Annotated in this window: 19 protein-coding genes; 4 read left to right on the top strand and 15 right to left on the bottom strand. The window is 40.9% G+C overall.

The window, feature by feature from the left end:
- Positions 1 to 11: 11 nt before the first annotated feature.
- Together ACOB82_RS08660 and bioH are read right to left on the bottom strand one after the other, a co-directional pair.
- On the bottom strand, positions 12 to 290 hold the full coding sequence (locus ACOB82_RS08660; protein ID WP_448212577.1) for a hypothetical protein: 279 nt from the start codon (positions 288 to 290) through the stop codon (positions 12 to 14).
- Between the two features lie 156 nt (positions 291 to 446).
- Positions 447 to 1241, bottom strand: a complete 795-nt coding sequence (gene bioH / locus ACOB82_RS08655) for a pimeloyl-ACP methyl ester esterase BioH (protein ID WP_448212576.1) — start codon at positions 1239 to 1241, stop codon at positions 447 to 449.
- A gap of 59 nt (positions 1242 to 1300) precedes the next feature.
- Between bioH and ACOB82_RS08650 the strand changes: the two genes are divergently transcribed.
- The gene (locus ACOB82_RS08650; RefSeq protein ID WP_448212575.1) at positions 1301 to 2035 is read left to right on the top strand and encodes a ComF family protein; all 735 of its coding nucleotides are present in this window, start codon (positions 1301 to 1303) and stop codon (positions 2033 to 2035) included.
- Here the strand turns inward: ACOB82_RS08650 and ACOB82_RS08645 are convergent.
- Positions 2032 to 4578: a M14 family zinc carboxypeptidase gene (locus tag ACOB82_RS08645; protein WP_448212574.1), complete on the bottom strand. Its 2547-nt coding sequence runs from the start codon at positions 4576 to 4578 to the stop codon at positions 2032 to 2034. The two genes, ACOB82_RS08650 and ACOB82_RS08645, sit on opposite strands and share 4 nt — an antisense overlap.
- 193 nt (positions 4579 to 4771) lie before the next feature.
- On the opposite strand from ACOB82_RS08645, the gene nfuA reads away from it, so the two are divergent.
- Complete coding sequence (gene nfuA / locus ACOB82_RS08640) at positions 4772 to 5350, top strand: Fe-S biogenesis protein NfuA (RefSeq protein WP_448212573.1); 579 nt, start codon at positions 4772 to 4774, stop codon at positions 5348 to 5350.
- A gap of 85 nt (positions 5351 to 5435) precedes the next feature.
- Here the strand turns inward: nfuA and ACOB82_RS08635 are convergent, their stop codons facing one another.
- Complete coding sequence (locus ACOB82_RS08635; RefSeq protein WP_448212572.1) at positions 5436 to 6743, bottom strand: MATE family efflux transporter; 1308 nt, start codon at positions 6741 to 6743, stop codon at positions 5436 to 5438.
- A gap of 114 nt (positions 6744 to 6857) precedes the next feature.
- On the opposite strand from ACOB82_RS08635, the gene ACOB82_RS08630 reads away from it, so the two are divergent.
- Positions 6858 to 7919, top strand: a complete 1062-nt coding sequence (locus ACOB82_RS08630) for a polysaccharide deacetylase family protein (protein ID WP_448212571.1) — start codon at positions 6858 to 6860, stop codon at positions 7917 to 7919.
- Between the two features lie 12 nt (positions 7920 to 7931).
- On the opposite strand, the gene ACOB82_RS08625 is transcribed toward ACOB82_RS08630, so the two are convergent.
- The 5 genes from ACOB82_RS08625 to ACOB82_RS08605 are packed head-to-tail and all read right to left on the bottom strand — an operon-like array spanning position 7932 to position 11783.
- Entirely contained in the window at positions 7932 to 8555 is a 624-nt protein-coding gene (locus ACOB82_RS08625) for an SCO family protein (RefSeq protein WP_448212570.1), read from the bottom strand.
- Positions 8555 to 9469 carry a heme o synthase gene (cyoE, locus tag ACOB82_RS08620; protein ID WP_448212569.1) on the bottom strand — a complete coding sequence of 305 codons (915 nt, stop codon included), beginning with the start codon at positions 9467 to 9469 and terminating at the stop codon, positions 8555 to 8557. The genes ACOB82_RS08625 and cyoE overlap by 1 nt, the downstream gene beginning before the upstream one ends.
- Positions 9470 to 9478: 9 nt before the next feature.
- Positions 9479 to 10471, bottom strand: a complete 993-nt coding sequence (locus ACOB82_RS08615; RefSeq protein ID WP_448212568.1) for a COX15/CtaA family protein — start codon at positions 10469 to 10471, stop codon at positions 9479 to 9481.
- A gap of 2 nt (positions 10472 to 10473) precedes the next feature.
- The gene (locus ACOB82_RS08610) at positions 10474 to 11034 is read right to left on the bottom strand and encodes a hypothetical protein (RefSeq protein ID WP_448212567.1); all 561 of its coding nucleotides are present in this window, start codon (positions 11032 to 11034) and stop codon (positions 10474 to 10476) included.
- Positions 11034 to 11783, bottom strand: a complete 750-nt coding sequence (locus tag ACOB82_RS08605; protein WP_448212566.1) for an SURF1 family protein — start codon at positions 11781 to 11783, stop codon at positions 11034 to 11036. The genes ACOB82_RS08610 and ACOB82_RS08605 overlap by 1 nt, the downstream gene beginning before the upstream one ends.
- 21 nt (positions 11784 to 11804) lie before the next feature.
- On the opposite strand from ACOB82_RS08605, the gene ACOB82_RS08600 reads away from it, so the two are divergent.
- Entirely contained in the window at positions 11805 to 12014 is a 210-nt protein-coding gene (locus tag ACOB82_RS08600; RefSeq protein ID WP_448212565.1) for a DUF2909 domain-containing protein, read from the top strand.
- A gap of 57 nt (positions 12015 to 12071) precedes the next feature.
- Here ACOB82_RS08600 and ACOB82_RS08595 read toward each other — a convergent pair whose 3' ends face one another.
- From ACOB82_RS08595 to ACOB82_RS08570, 6 genes are all read right to left on the bottom strand, one after another.
- Positions 12072 to 12956: a cytochrome c oxidase subunit 3 gene (locus ACOB82_RS08595; protein WP_448212564.1), complete on the bottom strand. Its 885-nt coding sequence runs from the start codon at positions 12954 to 12956 to the stop codon at positions 12072 to 12074.
- A gap of 31 nt (positions 12957 to 12987) precedes the next feature.
- The gene (locus ACOB82_RS08590) at positions 12988 to 13530 is read right to left on the bottom strand and encodes a cytochrome c oxidase assembly protein (protein ID WP_448212563.1); all 543 of its coding nucleotides are present in this window, start codon (positions 13528 to 13530) and stop codon (positions 12988 to 12990) included.
- A 147-nt stretch (positions 13531 to 13677) separates the two neighbouring features.
- Positions 13678 to 15273: a cytochrome c oxidase subunit I gene (ctaD, locus tag ACOB82_RS08585; protein WP_448212562.1), complete on the bottom strand. Its 1596-nt coding sequence runs from the start codon at positions 15271 to 15273 to the stop codon at positions 13678 to 13680.
- 12 nt (positions 15274 to 15285) lie between these two features.
- The gene (gene coxB / locus ACOB82_RS08580; RefSeq protein ID WP_448212591.1) at positions 15286 to 16815 is read right to left on the bottom strand and encodes a cytochrome c oxidase subunit II; all 1530 of its coding nucleotides are present in this window, start codon (positions 16813 to 16815) and stop codon (positions 15286 to 15288) included.
- Positions 16816 to 17291: 476 nt separating this feature from the next.
- Positions 17292 to 17906 (bottom strand): transcriptional repressor LexA, encoded by a 615-nt coding sequence (gene lexA, locus ACOB82_RS08575; protein WP_448212590.1) that lies wholly within the window; start codon positions 17904 to 17906, stop codon positions 17292 to 17294.
- 67 nt (positions 17907 to 17973) lie between these two features.
- Positions 17974 to 18930: a LysR substrate-binding domain-containing protein gene (locus ACOB82_RS08570; protein ID WP_448212561.1), complete on the bottom strand. Its 957-nt coding sequence runs from the start codon at positions 18928 to 18930 to the stop codon at positions 17974 to 17976.
- Positions 18931 to 19010: the final 80 nt, after the last annotated feature.

Here is a 19010-nt window from a genome sequence, read left to right as displayed (position 1 = left end):
ATAGCAGCTAGTTATGCCGTAACATCAAGTAAAGTGCCTAAGGTTTCATCGGCTGTTTTGATAACTTCAGCAGATGCTTTAGCCTGATATTCAGCTACCTTCAGATTAACTATTTCTTCATTCAAATTAGGAATGCTCTGATTCGAAGCTGCAGAGTTATTCGTACTCACAGCAGAGTCTTCTTGTGTAGCAACCGTTGCATCAACAATATTTGACGCTGCTTCACTCGCCTGCTGTGTCGCGTTTTGATAGCCTTGAACACCGGCATTAAATGCTGATTGAATTTCCACACGCCCCCCAATGATGTGACAAATTTAGTGAATTAAATAAATAACAAAACATCACTAAATTTTTTGATTTGTCTTACTGCTTAATTATCGACCAAACGTTTAATAAAGTCAATTCTGACAAGGGCTCTACGCTTGACTGTGACCATGCCTAATCAATTAATTAGTAGTAAGTTTATGCTGTGCTAACCAATCAACTAAAATCTCGGTAAATTGATGAAAATTAGAAATAAAAGGCGCATGCGATGCTTTTTCAAGAGTGATGCTTTCACTATTAGGTGCCAATTGGTCAATTTTATCAATCACCGCTTTAGGTACAAGGCCATCCATTTTTCCATAAATGCGCAAAAATGGCAGGTCAATAGTATTTAATATTTGTCGTAAATCTATGTTAGACAATAAGGACAAGCCTTCATCAAGTGCAAAGCTACTAGGCAGTGGACCAGACATGACTAATTGTTGAATTTGCTTAATATCTTCTTTGATATGTGTACTGCCCATTGCTTGTATTTTCAGAAATCCATTAAGCGTTTTTTCAATATCTTGAGCAATTTGTTGATGAAACAAAGTTAACAACTCTGGTTTTAGGCCAGGCCAATGTTCTTGTTGCTGAAAACACGGTGAACTAGCTACGGTAATTAACGCGTGCACAGCGTGCTCTCTATTTTTACGCGCGATTTCAGTTGCCACTAGCCCACCTAATGACCAACCTAAATAAATTGCTGGCTTCGCTACTGAGTTAACAATTAAGTCCGCAATATTTTCCAGCGAATATTCCTTTGGGCAGTGATTAACATTGCTACCATAACCTGGTAAATCAACCAATATAATTTCAAAGTGCTTAGCTAAAGCCTGCGCCAATGGTTGAAAAACGCCACTATTTAATCCCCAGCCATGAAGCAGAACAATGGTTTGCCCTTGACCAAAACTCGTAAAATTTAACCTATGTGCCATGCTTTAAATACAGAATAAAATATTGGCGCTAGTTTATCGAAAACTGCAATTGAATAACAATGAAATGCAAAGGATTGCCTATCATCAGTCACCCGCGCCTAGTTAACTGGTGTAAACAGCTAATTAGCCAAATTAATTATTGCGAAATCTGTGATCAAGCGCTCAAGGGTGAGGATGTCATCTGCCAACATTGCTTGGCGGTCATTCCACAGTTTTCCTTAACGGATTGGGCTGGCGACCTGCTTAATCGCCCAGAAATTTATCGCTTGTTTCGCCAATGTAAATTCGACCATTTGATCAGCGTTACACCTTATCAATATCCGATTAATCAATGGTTGACCCAATATAAATATCATCGACAGCTAAGATATGGTGCTCTGTGTAACCGTTTACTTGAACACCAAGTATTACCATTGATACAAAATCAAATATTAACACCACCTGATTTAATAATACCGGTTCCTATTCACATCAATAAATGGCAACAGCGGGGTTTTAATCAATGTCAGTTATTAGCGAATAGACTGAGTAAAATACTAGGTATTTCCGTTAATAATGACGTTATTGTTCGTCATCAGAAAACCCGTGCTCAAGCGCATTTATCAGGTAAACAACGGCGTAAAAACTTAAAAGGATGTTTTACTGTAGTTGATCAGAATATATTGCAAGGAAAACATGTTTGGCTGGTTGACGATATCGTCACCACTGGCGCAACCGCCAACGAAATTAGCCGCCAATTAAAGGCGGCTAATGCGCAATCAATAACACTAATTACTTTAGCAATAAGTGCTTAATTACTTGCAGGAACATTAAAAGCTTTCGCGAAAAATAAGCTATTCGCTAGGATTTTAGACGTTCCTTGCCAATACCCTCTGAAGATTAAAATTTCAGTGGTAGCAATAACCCGCCCCTCGCCAACATTATGAGCAACAATAGAGGCATTATGAGCTAACCTGTTGACTAAGTTTTTGTCGCTATAACCACTTAACAAAGGACTTTCTGGAAATTTTGCCACAGTTGAAAATGGTACTTTTGATCGCTCCATAATCAGATTGCTGTTTTTAAAGATCGGTAACTTACTTCTTTGATAACCAAACATTAGCGGATGACTTAAATCAACATCAGCTTCAAAGATAGTACCAGCAATTAATTTGCGCGCAGATAGCGCTTCTTTATCTGCGTAAGATAAATTCTCAGTATCAAATAGCTGGTTGATTTGCGATTTACTGACGAAATTAGTCTTTAAAATTTCTTTGTCTGCTAGCCAACTGGCTGCTCGTTTTTGAGCAAACACCACACCACCATTTTTTAACCATGTTGTTAATTTTGTTTGAAACTTCTTCGTTAAGTCACTGTAGTCACCGTCAACGAAGATAATATGGCTGTATGGCGTTAAATCTATTTTCCCGATCCGGCTTTTCTCAATAACCGTCACCGGTATTTCTAGCTCTTGATCGAGATAATAACGAATTTCACCAGCTTCGTACTGAGAAACTCCTTTTCCGCCTATTAATAATGTTTTAACAGGCTCAACAACACGAAATGAATTGCTGCCTAAATCAATTCCTGATGGTGTAAGCCCAGTACTAATAGGCACAATCGATGCGGTTGTGTTGACGCTTAGCTGCTTGATAAGCTCTTGCCAAAGTGACGCTTGTTGAATACCTGCCGGAATAACCAAAGTGCCGGGTTGAAATTGAGTTAACTCCCCATTAACTTCACTGCTGAAGGCTTTGGTCGCGACTTTCACTTTAATGCCGTTGGCCAGTAATTTATTCAATAATTTAGGCGCAAAATAATCATGCCATTCAATGGCGTAAGCGTATGCTGGTGCTACATTATTTTGAGCTTTGCTAAATTCAGGACGCCAAGCTGCAGTTGCTAACTTTAAGCCCCATGTTCTTTGAACTTCACTAAATTCAATATTCATCGCCAAAGGCAATGTCCAGCCAGATACATCGTAAAAGGTATTATCGTTAAATTCTGTTTGTTGGCTAAATAGGGCTTTAATCACACGATATTGACGTTGCGCCAACGGCACAAAATAACTATTTTTAGCTGGGTATACTTGAGTATTTAAACGAAAGTCTTCGGATAACGAGTACACTTCAATTTGGTGTTGATTTAACTTAGACAAAAATAGATTTAAACGGCTGATATCTTTATCTTCATGAAAAAGGTAGCCAACAAACTTTTCTTTTTTCGCTTGCTTAATCGCTGAGTCATAAAAATCTTTGCGATAATCAGCTAACTCTTTACGTAAATTCCATGCCCCTTCAAGGGTAGATAACGAAGTTAGTACATGATTTTTAATGCCATATTCAAAGGTCAGTAATCCGTTAATAGTTTCTTGTTGCATACCACGACTACTGGCTTGTTCAAACAAAATACCAACACCACCATTTACATCCGGATAGGTACTACCCTTGCCGTAATAGAAGTCGTCAAAACTTTCTTCGCTGTAGTACAAGCGGTTTTCGGTATCCAGTGCTTTAGCGTGGTATTGTGCAATTGCTTGGGTAAGTTTTGTATTGGCTGCTGGCGTAATTGGGTTAGTTCGAGTTGGCACACCAGGCTGGAAAAAGTAGCTGCTATTCGCGCCCATTTCGTGAAAATCACCTAAGACATTCGGCTGATATTGGTGGTAAGCTTTTAAGCGATTAACACTTTCCTGCTGAGTTAATAACAACCAGTCACGATTTAAGTCAAACCAATAATGGTTAGTGCGACCCGTAGGCCAATTTTGGTGATGCTCAATATGATTAGGATCGCTATTAGCAGTTTCTGAACCAAAAGTTGCAACCCAATTGGCGAATCGATCCATGCCATCAGGGTTAATGCTCGGCTCCATCACCACAATCACATCATCTAATAATTGTTTTACTTGAACATTGGTTGACGCTGCTAAATGGTAGGCCACCACCATAGCCGCATGAGCACCACTGATCTCATCACCATGTACGCTATAACCGAGCCAGACGACAATTGGCAAATTGGTATCAGCTGGATTTTCGCTGCGCTTTGCCAAAATATTATCTAAATTAGCGAGGTTTTGTGGTGAAGAAATAGTCAGTAATAATTGTTTTCTATGCTGATAAGTACGACCTATTTCTTTGGCGATAATACGATCGGAGCCCGCTGCAAGTGTGGTTAAATAATCAACTAATTGGTCATGTCTGGCATGACGATCACCAATATCAAAACCTAACACCTCTGCTGGCTTAACCGTATTTACATTATAATTTTGCTCATTACCTAAAAAGTAACTTAACGAAGCGGCATGAAGCTGCGTTGATAAAAACAACACACATGCAGCTAAAAACTGTTGAAAATTCATCTAGCTGTCCCCAATTTAATTGTTATTAAAACTATCAAACTCTGAGATTAGGCACTAGTAGAAATTATTAAAGCATGCTGAAAAATGCATTTCCTTAGCATAGCACTAGCCTAATCAACATCAGCAGAGTAAAATAGCCATACCTGACTAAATTACTCAGGTATGCATTCGACATTATTAAAGTGAGTTACCCATGATCAGTATTTCAGAATCAGCACAAGCCCATTTCGCCAAGTTACTTTCACAGCAAGCTGAAGGCACGAATATTCGCGTGTTTGTGGTGAATCCTGGTACGGCACAAGCCGAATGTGGCGTTTCATATTGTCCACCAGATGCTGCTGAAGACACCGATATCGTTTTACCATTCAATGGTTTTTCGGCTCATATTGATGAAGAAAGTAAGCCATTTTTAGAAGAAGCTGAAATTGACTTTGTGACCGACCAAATGGGCTCGCAACTTACGTTAAAAGCACCAAATGCTAAATTGAAAAAAGTGTCAGACGATGCACCATTATTTGAGCGAGTAGATTACTTCCTTAAAGCAGAGGTTAACCCGCAGCTTGCCGGTCATGGCGGTGAATGTACCTTAATGGAAATTACCGAAGATGGTTACGCCGTGCTGCAATTTGGTGGCGGCTGTAATGGTTGTAGTCAAATTGATGTCACGGTTAAAGATGGTATTGAAAGCCAATTATTAGCATTAATGGGTGATGAAATTAAAGGTGTTCGCGATATGACCGAACACCAACGTGGTGAGCACTCTTATTATTAATACCTAGTAGTTTAACCTAATAGCTTATCTCGTTAACAAGCCGACTTTCTGTCGGCTTGTTATTGTCTTAAACAACTTAAATCTATCAAAGTAATCGCCGATATAAATGCCAGCCTAAAGTGCCCCCTCTAGCCAACATAAACCCACAAAATGCCAACCACAAACCGTGATTTAGGTAATCACTAAATAGCCACCATAATGGAAAAAATACCGTGAATGTCGCGACCAACATACTATTTCGCATAATATCTGCTCGGGTTAAACCTATATAAATACCATCATATAAGTAGCACCAGCAGCTGATAATGGGTAATAGCACTACCCAAAATAAATACTGATTTGCTTCTATCTTAACACTGGGCAAATCAGTGATCATAGCAATCAGCATTTCACCCGCGAGTAAGAAGCATAAGCTATAAAGCAACGCAAACCCTAGGGTCCAAATAGTGGTACGGGTCACGACTTGTGTTAGCTCTGTTTGCTTACCTTGACCGTGAGCTTTACCTATTAATGCTTCCGCCGCATTCGCAATACCGTCTAAACCAAAAGAAATGAGTAATAAGAAATTCATTAAAATAGCATTGGCGGCAACAATATTGTCACCAAGCCTAGCACCTTGAAAAGTGATAAAAACAAAACAGAGTTCGAGACATAAAGTACGAATCAAAATATCGCGATTAAGGCGGAAATACCCCTGTAATTCTTGCAGGTGAACCAATTTCTCCTTAATAGCTGCCAAATACTGATGAGTGGTACTATTTGTTAATAAGCGCTTAATGATGTAGATACCCGCTATCAACCCGGTATATTCCGCGATCAATGTCGCTGTCGCCACTCCTTGCACCTGCCAATCAAATACCACCACCAATAACAAATCTAACGCTAAATTAATTACGTTTATTAACACCAACAGCCACATAACAGCTTTCGCTTTATGCTGGCCAAGCAACCAGCCTAAAATAACGATGTTTGCTAGGGCTGCTGGTAAGCCCCAGATTCGAATTTCAGCATATTGACGCGCATAAAACTGCACTTGTTCACTACCACCAGCTAAATATAACGCTAAGTCGATATAAGGTATTTGCAATAAAATAAGCACAATACCGATGGCGAATGCCACCAATAAACCACGCACTAAAACCAAGACACTTTCGGTGCTGTCTTCTCGGCCAAGTGCTTGTGCGGACAAGCCCGTGGTCGACATACGTAAAAAACCACAAAGCCAAGTTATAAAAGTGATGATCATGGCACCGACTGTGCTACCACCCAAGAAATAGGCATGAGATAAATGACCAATTACCGCCGTATCAACCAAGCCTAAAAGTGGCACTGTGATATTCGATAGGATCATAGGAATAGCTAACGCGATAATTTGTTTATCTATTTTTTTCACTGAAATCTTTACTCATCAATAGAAAATTCGGGTCACCTACAAGCCAACAACATGGAGATTTATCCCGAAACACGCTACCTTATAAGCTAATATGCCACGAGTTATTCTGATGTTATGAAATTTTCGACGCGTTTATTCTTTTTATTAATCTGTTATTTTATCTCGATAAAAGTCGCTGTGTCTGCGGTGATTTTACAATATCACCATGTAAGTGACGAAACACCCGATAGCACCAGCATTTCACCTACACAATTTAAAGTGCATTTACAGTATTTACGCGACAATAATTTCAATGTTGTACCGCTTTCAACCATTGTTGATTCCATTAAACAGCAACAACCTTTGCCTGATAAAACCGTCGCCATTACCTTTGACGACGCCTATACCAATATTTACACCAACGGCAAACCGCTCTTAGATCAATTCGGTTATCCCTATACCGTTTTTGTAAATCCCAGCACCATCAATAAAGTGAGCGGCCAGTTTATGAGTTGGGGACAACTAGGTGATATGGCGAAAAATAGAGCAATAATCGCCAACCACGGCTATGACCATCATTCTTTAACGCGCACACCTGACGGCTTATCTGAAGATATGTGGTTAGCGCAATATGAGCATGATTTAATGAAAGCAGAATCAATGTTGAAAGAAAACGTTGGTCAAAGTTTTCATTATTTTGCTTACCCCTACGGCGAATATACCCCAGCCATACAGCAATGGTTAACCGGCAATCAATTTATCGGTTTTTCTCAGCAATCTGGTGCAGTTGGCAATCATACCGACTTAAGCGCAATTCCTCGTTTTCCGGCGTCAAAGCCTTACGACAATATGTCTAGCTTGCGTGACAAAATCAACTCTCTGCCACTAGAAATGAGCCCAGCTGAACAGGACAGCCAGACCATAGCTAAATTTGGTGAAATAAACTCAGTGACCTTTGATATAACGGTTGATGACTTTAATAAATCGCAGCTTAACTGTTACGTTTCTGGGCTAGGTAAGCAAAATATTGAATGGCTCAGTGACAGCCAGTTTACCATTAACTTTAATGGTGATTTACCTGTTGGCAGAATTCGTTGTAACTGCACTGCGCCTAGTCTCGAAAAATCTGGACGTTATTATTGGTATTCAAAACCTTGGTTTATTTTGAATAAAAATAACAGCTGGTACCCGCTGTAACTCATGCACTTATTACAAAGCCACGATTCGGGCGAAATCAGCCAGTAGATCTTCTTCATCTATGGTCGGTACTTCGCCCAACACGATTTCAGGCTTAAATATAGCGGCAATTTTACCTTCTGGGTTAATCAAAACAATTGATGCGCTGTGATCAACTAGATAATTTTCCTGCTCGGTATCATCCGCTATCGCGTACATTAGCCCCAAATTACGCGCAAATGGAAACAGCACGCTGTGATCGGCATTTAGCGCGATAAATTCCTGATTAAAATAACCGATATATTGCGCCAGCTTTTCTGTAGTATCGCGATTAGGATCGACTGACACTAATAACACTTGGCTATTATTAGCAATCGCTTTTAATTCGTCATAAATAAAATTCAATTTCTGCAAGGTTGTTGGGCAGACATCTGGGCACGAGGTATAGCCAAAGAAAACCCAAGACCATTTACCCGTTAAATTTTGCTTAGTAAAAGGCTGATCATGATGATCGGTTAAAGTGAAAGGCTCTATGGTTCTTGCTTGGCTATAATACAGAGCAGTTTTCGGCATATCCGGTTGCGACAATGTCGCATACATCCAACCGCCACAAGCTAAAGCAACGACAGCAACAATTAAGTAAAGCAATTTATTCATTAGGCAACCGGTAATAAATAATGATCGAGTAATAAGATGATGAATAATAACATTAAATGAATAATAGAAAATTTAAATGTCGCCATCGCTGTCTGTTCATTAGCATTAAATTTCAACTGCCACGCATAGATGAAAAACACTAGGTTTAACGCTACGGCGCCAATCAAGTACAACCAATTACTCATCCCGACTAAATACGGTAATAAACCTACAACGAACAGTAACACGGTATAAAGCAAAATTTGAGTTTTGGTAAATTCAACACCATGAGTCACAGGTAACATGGGAATATTAACCTTGGCGTAGTCATTTTTACGGTGAATTGCCAGCGCCCAGAAATGCGGTGGTGTCCAAGTAAAAATTAATAACACCAATAATAAGGCGTGTGGATGCACTTCATTGGTCATAGCCGTCCACCCCAATAAAGGAGGAATTGCGCCCGCTAAACCACCAATAGTAATGTTTTGCGGCGTCGCTCGCTTTAAGTACATGGTATAAATAAAACCATAGCCAACCAGGCCACTTAACGTCAGCCACGCAGTTAACGGATTTACCAAACCATATAATAACGCGAAGCCAATTATCGCTAAGCCGGTAGCGAAAGTAACGGCACCCGTTTGGCTAATACGGCCATTGGGTAGCGGCCTATTGTGTGTGCGCCCCATTTCAGAATCAATTCGCTGATCAACAATATGATTAATGGCAGCAGCAGCGGATGACAACATACCGATACCAAGCATTGCTGGAATTAATAGCTGCCAAGGGACAATGCCAGGTATTGACAGGCACATGCCAACTAACGCGGTTAATACCAATAAGGCAACAACCCTAGGTTTAGTAATTTCATAATAATCACGCCACAAAGGCTGACTACTAATAGTGGCATTTTGAGTGAGCACAGCAGCTTTAGGCATGATTACCTCCTAGATTTTTCGTTTTAAACTGTAGGTTAAACATATCAAGGTCAACATTAAGCACGCGGCGACAACATTGTGGCTGACGGCAACTGCCAGCGGCAAAGAGAAGACGATATTGCTAACCCCTAACCCAACTTGAATAACTAGCACCGTCAATAATAATACCGGTAACTGCTTGAAGAATGATGATTGCGATTTCCGCATCACACTAACTGCCAACCATGCTAAATATAAAAACGTGATAATGGCGCCAATACGATGCATGGCATGAATGGTGACACGTTCATCATGATCGAGATGACCATATTCATAACTATCCCGATGCGGTGGAATTAAATCAAACGAGTCTTCAAAGGTTAGTTGTTCAAGCCAGCCACTTTGGCAAATCGGTAATTCTGTACATTGTAGTGCCGCATAATTTGATGACGTCCAGCCCCCCAAAGCAATTTGCCCAGCCAATAACGCAATACCAAATAAACCAAACTTAGCATACCTTTTAATCGACCAATCACCGCCTGGTACACGATACGGCGTTAGTCGTAGATACAACAGAAACAATAAACATAAGGTCAAAAAGCCCCCAAGCAAATGCCCCATCACCACAACCGGCATCAACTTCATCGTTACCGTCCACATGCCAAGCACTGCTTGAAAAATGACCACAAACAATATAGTAAACGGTAAAAATACCGGTGTGCCGTGATGGCGGCGGCGATACGAAATAACCGTAATTGCAAGGATAAGTAACCCCAGTGTTCCTGCGGCATAGCGATGGATCATTTCATTCCATGCTTTATGTGCCTCAACAGGACTATCAGGAAATGCCTGTTCAGCTTTTAATATTTCGGCTTCAGTTTTTGGCACATCAAGATGGCCGTAACAACCGGGCCAATCTGGACAGCCTAAACCTGCATGAGTAAGGCGGGTATAAGCGCCTAAACTGACCACAATAAGCGCCAACAGAATACTGACGACAACTAAACGTCTTACATTCAACATCGTTAACCTATCCTTGAATATTTAAGTAATTTCTTTAAATCAGCCAGTATTGCCTTACCATAAGCAGGCAGTTGTTCAGCAGATGCTGGGTATGGGTGCGTTAATACAACATTGCCTAACGGATCGACAATAAACACGGTGCCAGCAGTTAACGCGGGATGACCAACAGTGGTGTTGTCATAGACTTGCCACTGGCTTAACTCGCTGTCTTCTATTGTATGATTTTGGGCTAACAACACTGAGGTCACCCGAGGTTTTTCACTGCCTAAAGCAGTATAAGTATTGGTCAACGCATGTAAGATTTGAATACAACTTTTTTGACAATCTTGCGGTTGGTTAAACACCAGAAGCCAATGTTTATCTGGTTGAATATGTTCAAGTGATAACTGACTAAGAGAAACTGGCTCATCAAGTAAGGTGCCTTGATTGGTAACGCCATAATTAAACCATTGCTGTTCCAGCGCGAATTTCGCCAGCACTATCGGTAAAATAAAGGCAACACACACCATAATAAAGTGTTTGCGCCCCGACCGCGTATTGGTCTGTTGTTGGTTATTTGTCATCAAATATTGGCCTTTTTATTATTTTTTATCGCAGCAACAATCATCAACACCAGCCAAGCAATTGCTAAACTAAACCATTGAAACGCATATCCTCGATGTTTCTCTGGCGGCATGACCACTGGCTGCCAATTTTTTTGATAGCCTACCTGTTCATTTTTATCTAAGTAAATTGCAAAGGGCAATAGCTGTATAGAAAATAATCCGCTCAATTTTGCAATATCAATTTGTTGAACGCGCAGTGGCAGAGTTACAAGGTCATATTGCTGCGCAACAAGCTCAATGCCTTTTTCGATATAGCGAATATGACCTTTTAAGGTGAATTGCCCTTGTATCGGCTCAATATCCGGCAATATTCCTCGATTGCGACTACCCGCTATCCAACCTAAATTCACTAACACCGCCTGTTTATCTTGATGATAAAACACTTGATAAACCCGATATCCTAACTGGCCATTAAAGGTTTGATTATCTTTCAAAATCAGAATATTAGGGTCAAAATTGCCGATTATTGATACCGGCTGATCGTTTTGTGACTCAGCTTCAGTTAATTGTGTTAATACAACATCTAAGCGCTCAAAATCATTCCCTATTAAACTTGCGATATGGGTCAGGCGCTGCTCTTTTTCTTGAGCTCGATTCATTTGCCAAACACCAAGCTTGATTAACAACGCAAAAACCAGCAAGGTAACAACACACCAGCGCCAATTTAATGCTGCTAAAACGCGATTAATGTTGAATTGCTGCTTCATAGATTCTATTTAGGACATCGTATGTTTATTAAAATAGTCATTGTCGGATTACTAGGCTTTATGATTTACAACTTATTCAAAGCATTAGTAATGATGAATAAAGGTGATCCGAATCAACCAAGTATGTCGAAATATATTGGCCGACGGGTAATGACATCGGTTGTTATTGTGTTACTGCTGCTATTAGGTATTCTCACTGGGGTAATTACCCCACATCCAACCCCGTTTTAGTCAGTCAAGCAGTTGAAGGCCTTTTCACCTTCAACTGCTTTAGCTTCAATGTCCTACTTACAAAATGTAGACAAAAACAAATAACATCACCCACACAACATCGACGAAGTGCCAGTACCAGCTTGCCGCCTGAAAAGCGAAGTGGTTTTTCGGAGTAAAGTGTCCTTTCAACACCCGCATAAACACCACAATTAACATAATGGTGCCCAACGTTACGTGCATGCCATGAAAGCCGGTCAACATAAAGAACGTATTACCGTAAATGCCACTATCTAAATACAGCTTCACTTCTTCAGAGTATGCATGTGCATATTCTTGTACTTGGAAGAATAGGAAAGTAACCCCCAGTAAAATGGTTAAACCTAACCACATTTTTAATTGCGGTCGCTTATCTTGCTCTAATGCGACATGAGCAAAGTGCGCGGTAACCGAAGACGTTAATAACAAAATGGTATTGATCAACGGTAAACCATACCAACCAATGGTTCCGCTTTCCGTGCCATCAGGCGTTTTTAATAATGGCCAGCTGGCAGTAAATTCAGGCCATAATACTTCACCGGTCATCGCATTATTACCTGCGCCATCTAACCAAGGCACAGCAAACATACGGGCATAGAATAATGCACCGAAAAATGCAGCAAAGAACATTACCTCAGAGAAGATAAACCAACTCATGCCCTGACGGAATGAATGGTCCATTTGCGCACTGTATTTACCCGACATCGACTCTTCAATCACATTACTGAACCAGCCATAGACCATGTAAATAACTAAACTGATACCAATAATTAATACCCAGCCGCCCCAGCTAGTTTCGCCGCTAGCAAGTGTTGATACGTATTTACCCGCACCTATCGCAATTAAAAACAGTGCAATTGCACCAACGATTGGCCAGTGGCTTTGTGCTGGTACGTAATAACTTTCATATTCTTTTGTTGTCATCGTTATTCCCCTGTTCTAGCGTATTTAACGCCTAAGACTCAACGCTCGCGGTAATATCAAACAGCGTATAAGATAATGTTAATGTTGAAATATGTTCAGGCAGTTCCGGATCAACATAAAACTGCAAGGCCATTTCCACCGCTTCGTTTGCTTTTAACGGCTGGTGGTTAAAGCAAAAGCATTCTATTTTCTGAAAATAAAGTGCCGCTTGCCCCGGTGAAACCGATGGTACTGCTTGGCCAATAATATCTCTGGTTGATTCATTCTTAGCGTAGAACTTCACTAATTTCATTTCACCTGGATGGACTTTTATTTCTGTTATCATCGGCTCAAACTGCCATGGAATGCCTTTTGCGAGATGACTGATAAATTGCACAGTGATCTCGCGGCTTTCATCAATACCCTTATCATTAACTTGGGCAGCAGTATCAGCCGTTTTGCCATTTAATCCGGTGATATCACAAAACACGTCATACAAAGGCACCATCGCAAAACCAAAACCAAACATCGCAAACACTACAAGTACGAGTTTTTTCACAGTTTTTTGAATATTTTGCTCAGGTGTTTTTGTCATCGCGCATCCTCTTTCTTATTTCTTCAATTATTAAATGTTTTGGTTGTTAAGTGATTTCGTTTAACTCAAGGCGAATGCACGGAATATAGTAACCTACATGAGTACATTCAACGAAGAAGTAAGCGAAATCACAACGCAACCAATCATTTAATCAACCTTAGGTGGTTTTTCAAAGGTGTGATACGGCGCAGGCGACGGCACTGTCCATTCTAAACCTTCGGCACCTTCCCACGGCTTGGCCGGCGCTTTTTCGCCACCTTTGATACATTTGATCACTACCACTAAGAAAATTAGCTGCGATAAACCAAAGGCAAAACCACCGATACTGACCCACTTGTTAAAGTCAGCAAACTGCAAGGCATAATCAGGAATGCGACGCGGCATACCCGCTAATCCTAAGAAATGCATTGGGAAGAACAATAAGTTCACTGAAATTAGCGAACACCAGAAGTGCCACTTACTCAAGGTATCGTTGTACATGTGACCGGTCCATTTCGGTAACCAGTAATAAGCACCAGCGAATATTGAAAATAACGCCCCTGTTACCAATACATAGTGGAAATGCGCGACCACAAAGTAGGTATCATGATATTGGAAGTCCACCGGTGTCATTGCTAACATCAAGCCAGAGAAGCCGCCGATGGTAAACAAAATGACGAATGCCACCGAGAACAACATTGGCGTTTCAAAGCTAATGGCGCCACGCCACATGGTAGCCACCCAGTTAAAGACCTTAACGCCAGTAGGCACAGCAATTAACATGGTGCAGTACATAAAGAACAACTCGCCAGCCAGCGGCATACCGGTTGTGAACATATGGTGAGCCCAGACAATAAACGATAAAAACGCTATTGATGCGGTTGCATACACCATCGAGCTGTAGCCAAATAATTGTTTACGCGAAAACGTAGGAATGGTCGTTGAGACAATACCAAATGCTGGCAAGATCATGATGTAAACTTCTGGGTGACCAAAGAACCAGAATATGTGTTGGAACATGACCGGATCACCGCCGCCTGCCGCATCAAAAAAGCTGGTACCAAAATAGGTATCGGTTAATACCATAGTGACGGTACCCGCTAACACTGGCATTACCGCAATTAACAAGTAAGCCGTGATAAAGAAGGTCCACACAAATAACGGCATTTTCATGTAGGTCATGCCTGGTGCGCGCATGTTCATTATGGTAACGACAATATTAATCGCCCCCATAATCGATGAGATACCCATAATATGTACGGCAAATACAAAAAATGCGGTACTACCATTACTGTATGTGGTTGAAAGCGGAGCATAGAAAGTCCAACCAAAGTTTGGTGCACCGGCACCTATAAAGAACGACGCCAATAGTATGGTGAAGGCAAATGGTAAAATCCAAAAGCTCCAGTTGTTTAACCGAGGTAACGCCATATCAGGTGCGCCAACCATCATGGGTATCATCCAGTTTGCCAAGCCAGTAAACGCGGGCATAATGGCACCGAATACCATGATCAAACCGTGAACCGTGGTCATTTGGTTGAAAAAATCAGGCTCTACAATTTGTAAACCTGGTTGGAAGAGCTCTGCGCGAATAACCATCGCCATAGCCCCACCAATTAAGAACATAATAAAGGCAAACCACAAATACATTGAACCAATGTCTTTATGATTGGTGGTATATAACCAACGCTTTATGCCAGTCATCTTGTGATCGTGATGCGCATCGTCATGGTGGTCAGTATCGTGTATTACATCTGTTGTCATCTCAAATCCTCCCTACTTGCCACTTGCTGCATCAACGTCAGCGGGTTGCACCACTTGTCCACTGCTATTACCCCAAGCGTTACGCTCATAAGTAATCACCGCGGCGATTTCAGTTTTGGTTAATTGACTACCAAACGCTTGCATCGCCGGATTCTTTTTACTGCCATTAACCACAATATCGATATGCGCACTAACGTCACCCTTGACTATTGGGCTTCCCACTAACGATGGGAATGCTGGTGGTATCCCAGCACCAGTAGGCTGGTGACATGCGACGCAGGCTTTGGCGTAAACCGCCTCACCTTTGGCCATCATTTCTTCTAAGCTGTAAGTTTTAGTTAAATCTTCAGTAAGTGCTTGCGCTTGTTGCTCGACAGTTTCAACCACTTCGACGGTGACTTCTTCAACGGTTTCAACAAAGGCCGCTGCAGCCGTTGACACGGTTTGCGGTGCAGAACTTGCTGCTGAAGCACCACCAACCACAGCATTAACATCACTTGCTTGTACCACTTGTCCAGTATTATTACCCCAAGCATTACGCTCATAGGTCACAACTGCAGAAATTTCCCTAAGCGACAGCTGTTTACCAAACGGCGGCATGGCATTTTTACCATTGACCACAATCCCAATATGCTCAGCAACTTTATCGCTGTTAGTAGCAATAACACTGCCTTTGAGAGCGGGAAATGCTGGTGGTAAACCTAAACCTGTAGGTTGGTGACATGCTGCGCAATAGGCGTTGTAGGTTGTTTCACCCAATTGCATTTGTTCTTCCATCGAGGCCGCAGCGTTTAGTGAAGCGGCTTCTGCCGCCTTAGCGTCAGCAATTAGCTGCTTTTGTTCATCTAACCATGCGGCATAATCTGCTTCGGTTTTCACTTCAACTACTACTGGCATAAAGCCGTGGTCTTTACCACAAAGCTCTGCACATTGGCCGCGATAAATACCTGGTTCGTCCACTATCGTCCAAGCTTCATTAATAAAGCCTGGGTTAGCATCTTGTTTAACCGCAAAAGCAGGTACCCACCAAGAGTGAATGACGTCATCAGAAGTAATTAAAAAGCGCACTTTCTTATTAATTGGAATCACTAACGGTTTATCCACTTCAAGCAGGTAATGTTCACCTTTAGCAGCACTTTCACCCGACAAATTATGATATTGCTCGCGAGGAGTTGCCAGCACTGAATAATATTCAATGCCCTGATCGAAATATTTATAGTGCCATTTCCACTGTGAACCAGTGACTTGAATAGTAATATCGGAGTTGTCGTTGTTTTCCATCTCAATCAGGGTGCTTGTTGCGGGCACCGCCATGGCGATTAAGATCACGATAGGAATTGCTGTCCACAAAATTTCCACTTTAGTACTTTCATGGAAAGTTGCAGGTTTGACTCCTTTTGATTTTCGATGAAACGCCATCGACCAAAACATTGCGCCAAAAACAATAACGCCAATAGCAGCACATATGTAAAAAATTAACATATGCAGGTCATAGACCTCGTTACTAATTTTAGTAACACCTCGCGTTAGATTTAGCTCCATCTCCGCCCAAGCTGAACTGGAAAGCAAGGTTCCCAAAAACAGCCAACCTAGGTTACGTCTCTTCACTCGACATCTCCTCTACCCTGTTGAATAACAAAGACAGTAAAAGCGTTAATGAGTTGCCTCACTAACGTTACATATACTTGTTAATTGCTTGCTGATGCTTTGATGTTTAGCGCATACGCATCAGTTATTATTATTTTTTTATTTTTGTACACTTACCACCCTAGAATTACTCAAAATTTAATCAAGGTCTAGTGCTTTATTTTTAAATATTTAAAATTTTTCTTTAAATTTCAGTAGAGTAGGAACTCTAAAGTTCACAGGTAGAAATGAATGATTTTTAAACAAAACGCCTGCAGTATCTGGCATTCGATGTTTTATTAGTTGATACGTTTTTTAAAGTTTGCCAATAAAAAAGCCAGTCAAAATGACTGGCTTAATTTTTCAAGATAATTATTTAATTAACGAATTAGTTACATCCAATCAGCATTTCTGATCACACCAACTGCAATTCCTTCAACATTAAAATGCTGATTGCTAAGGTCGACTTTAATTGGAGAAAAAGCTTCATTTTCTGCGTGTAAATAGACGATATTACCTTCTCGCTTAAAGCGCTTAACAGTTACCTCATCTTCAACCCGTGCAACAATAACCTGACCATTATGAACATCGGTTGTTTGATGAACGGCAAGCAAATCACCATCGAGAATACCAATATCTTTCATACTCTCACCATTTACGCGCAATAAATAATCTGCCGCAGGGTGAAATAAATTTCCATCTATTTGGTAACGATCTTCGACATGCTCTTGAGCGAGAATAGGCTCGCCTGCGGCAACGCGGCCAATAAGCGGTAAGCCTGACTCTTCAATAAATTCTTCTGCTAGGCGTATGCCTCTTGATGTGCCAGGTAACATCTCAATGTAACCTTTTTTAGCCAGTGCTTTTAAATGCTCTTCCGCGGCATTCGCTGACTTAAAGCCAAAAAACTCTGCAATTTCAGCGCGGGTTGGTGGCATACCCGTTTCAGCAATTTTTTCTTTAATGAGATCAAATATTTGAGATTGTCGTGTCGTTAACGGCTTCATAGTGCCCCTGATATCCATACAGTATTACTGTGAGTATATACAGACTGTATGTATATGCAAGACTTGTTTACCCTGAAAAATTTTGTGTAAAGTGATGAGTGTTATTTTCGGTCACCGCATTCGCCAATATTTCATTGCCATTTTCTAACATAAATTGCTGAAATGCCTTAGCTAAAAGGCTTTGCTGCTTTGATGCGTTTTGCACTAAACGCCATTGGCTGCTAACCGGAAAGTGCTCCACTTCTAAAACTTTTAACCCCGGGGTAAAACCAAAATCTAAGGTGTAACGACTTAACACAGATATTCCTAACCCCGCAGCTACCGCCTGCTTTATTGCTTCACTGCTAGCGATAGTCATTTTTTCTCTTAGCTTGAATCCATGTTGTTCGAATAAAGCAACTGCCGCTTCTCTAGTACCAGAGCCAGGTTCTCGCAGAATAAACGGGTAATGACTTAACCGCGCTAAACTAATTTTAGGTTGAAGTGCTAACTCGTGACGCTCTGGCACCACCACCACTAATTCATTCGATAAAAAAGGCGTTTCTATGACTTCGATATCCGGCGGTATTTGGCTAAATAAATAAAAATCATCGCTATGCGCACGCAGTCGTGAGTAAACCATTTCACGGTTACCAATTTCCAGTTTTACATCCACTAACGGGTAGCGTTTATGAAATGCCGCTAATAACAATGGTAAGAAGTACTGAGCGGTAGTCACAACTGACAGGGTTAACGTACCTGTAACTACCCCCTGCAAGTTATCGATATCAGTTTTTAAATTATCTAGTGATTGGAAAATCTGATTGGCACTGCGCAATATCGCATGACCGGCATCAGTCAGTTCAACCTTTCGACCCTGCATTTGATACACCGGCATACCAATGAGTTCACTTAAGTTTTTCAGCTGAATAGACACAGATGGCTGTGAAATATATAGATTTTCCGCTACCAAAGATAAACTTTGATAGCGTGCTAACGCCTGAATCAATTGCAACTGTCTTATTGTAGGGTGCCTAATCGCCATCTATAGAATTTTATCTATGATAAAAATAAGAAATATATATTAGATTCTATTTATTTTAATTTCTAATATAAATTTTAGAT

The sequence above is a fragment of the Colwellia sp. MEBiC06753 genome (genome assembly GCF_053470325.1).
The sequence above is the reverse complement of the archived record's forward strand: the minus strand, read 5'-3'. Positions and strand labels throughout refer to the sequence as shown.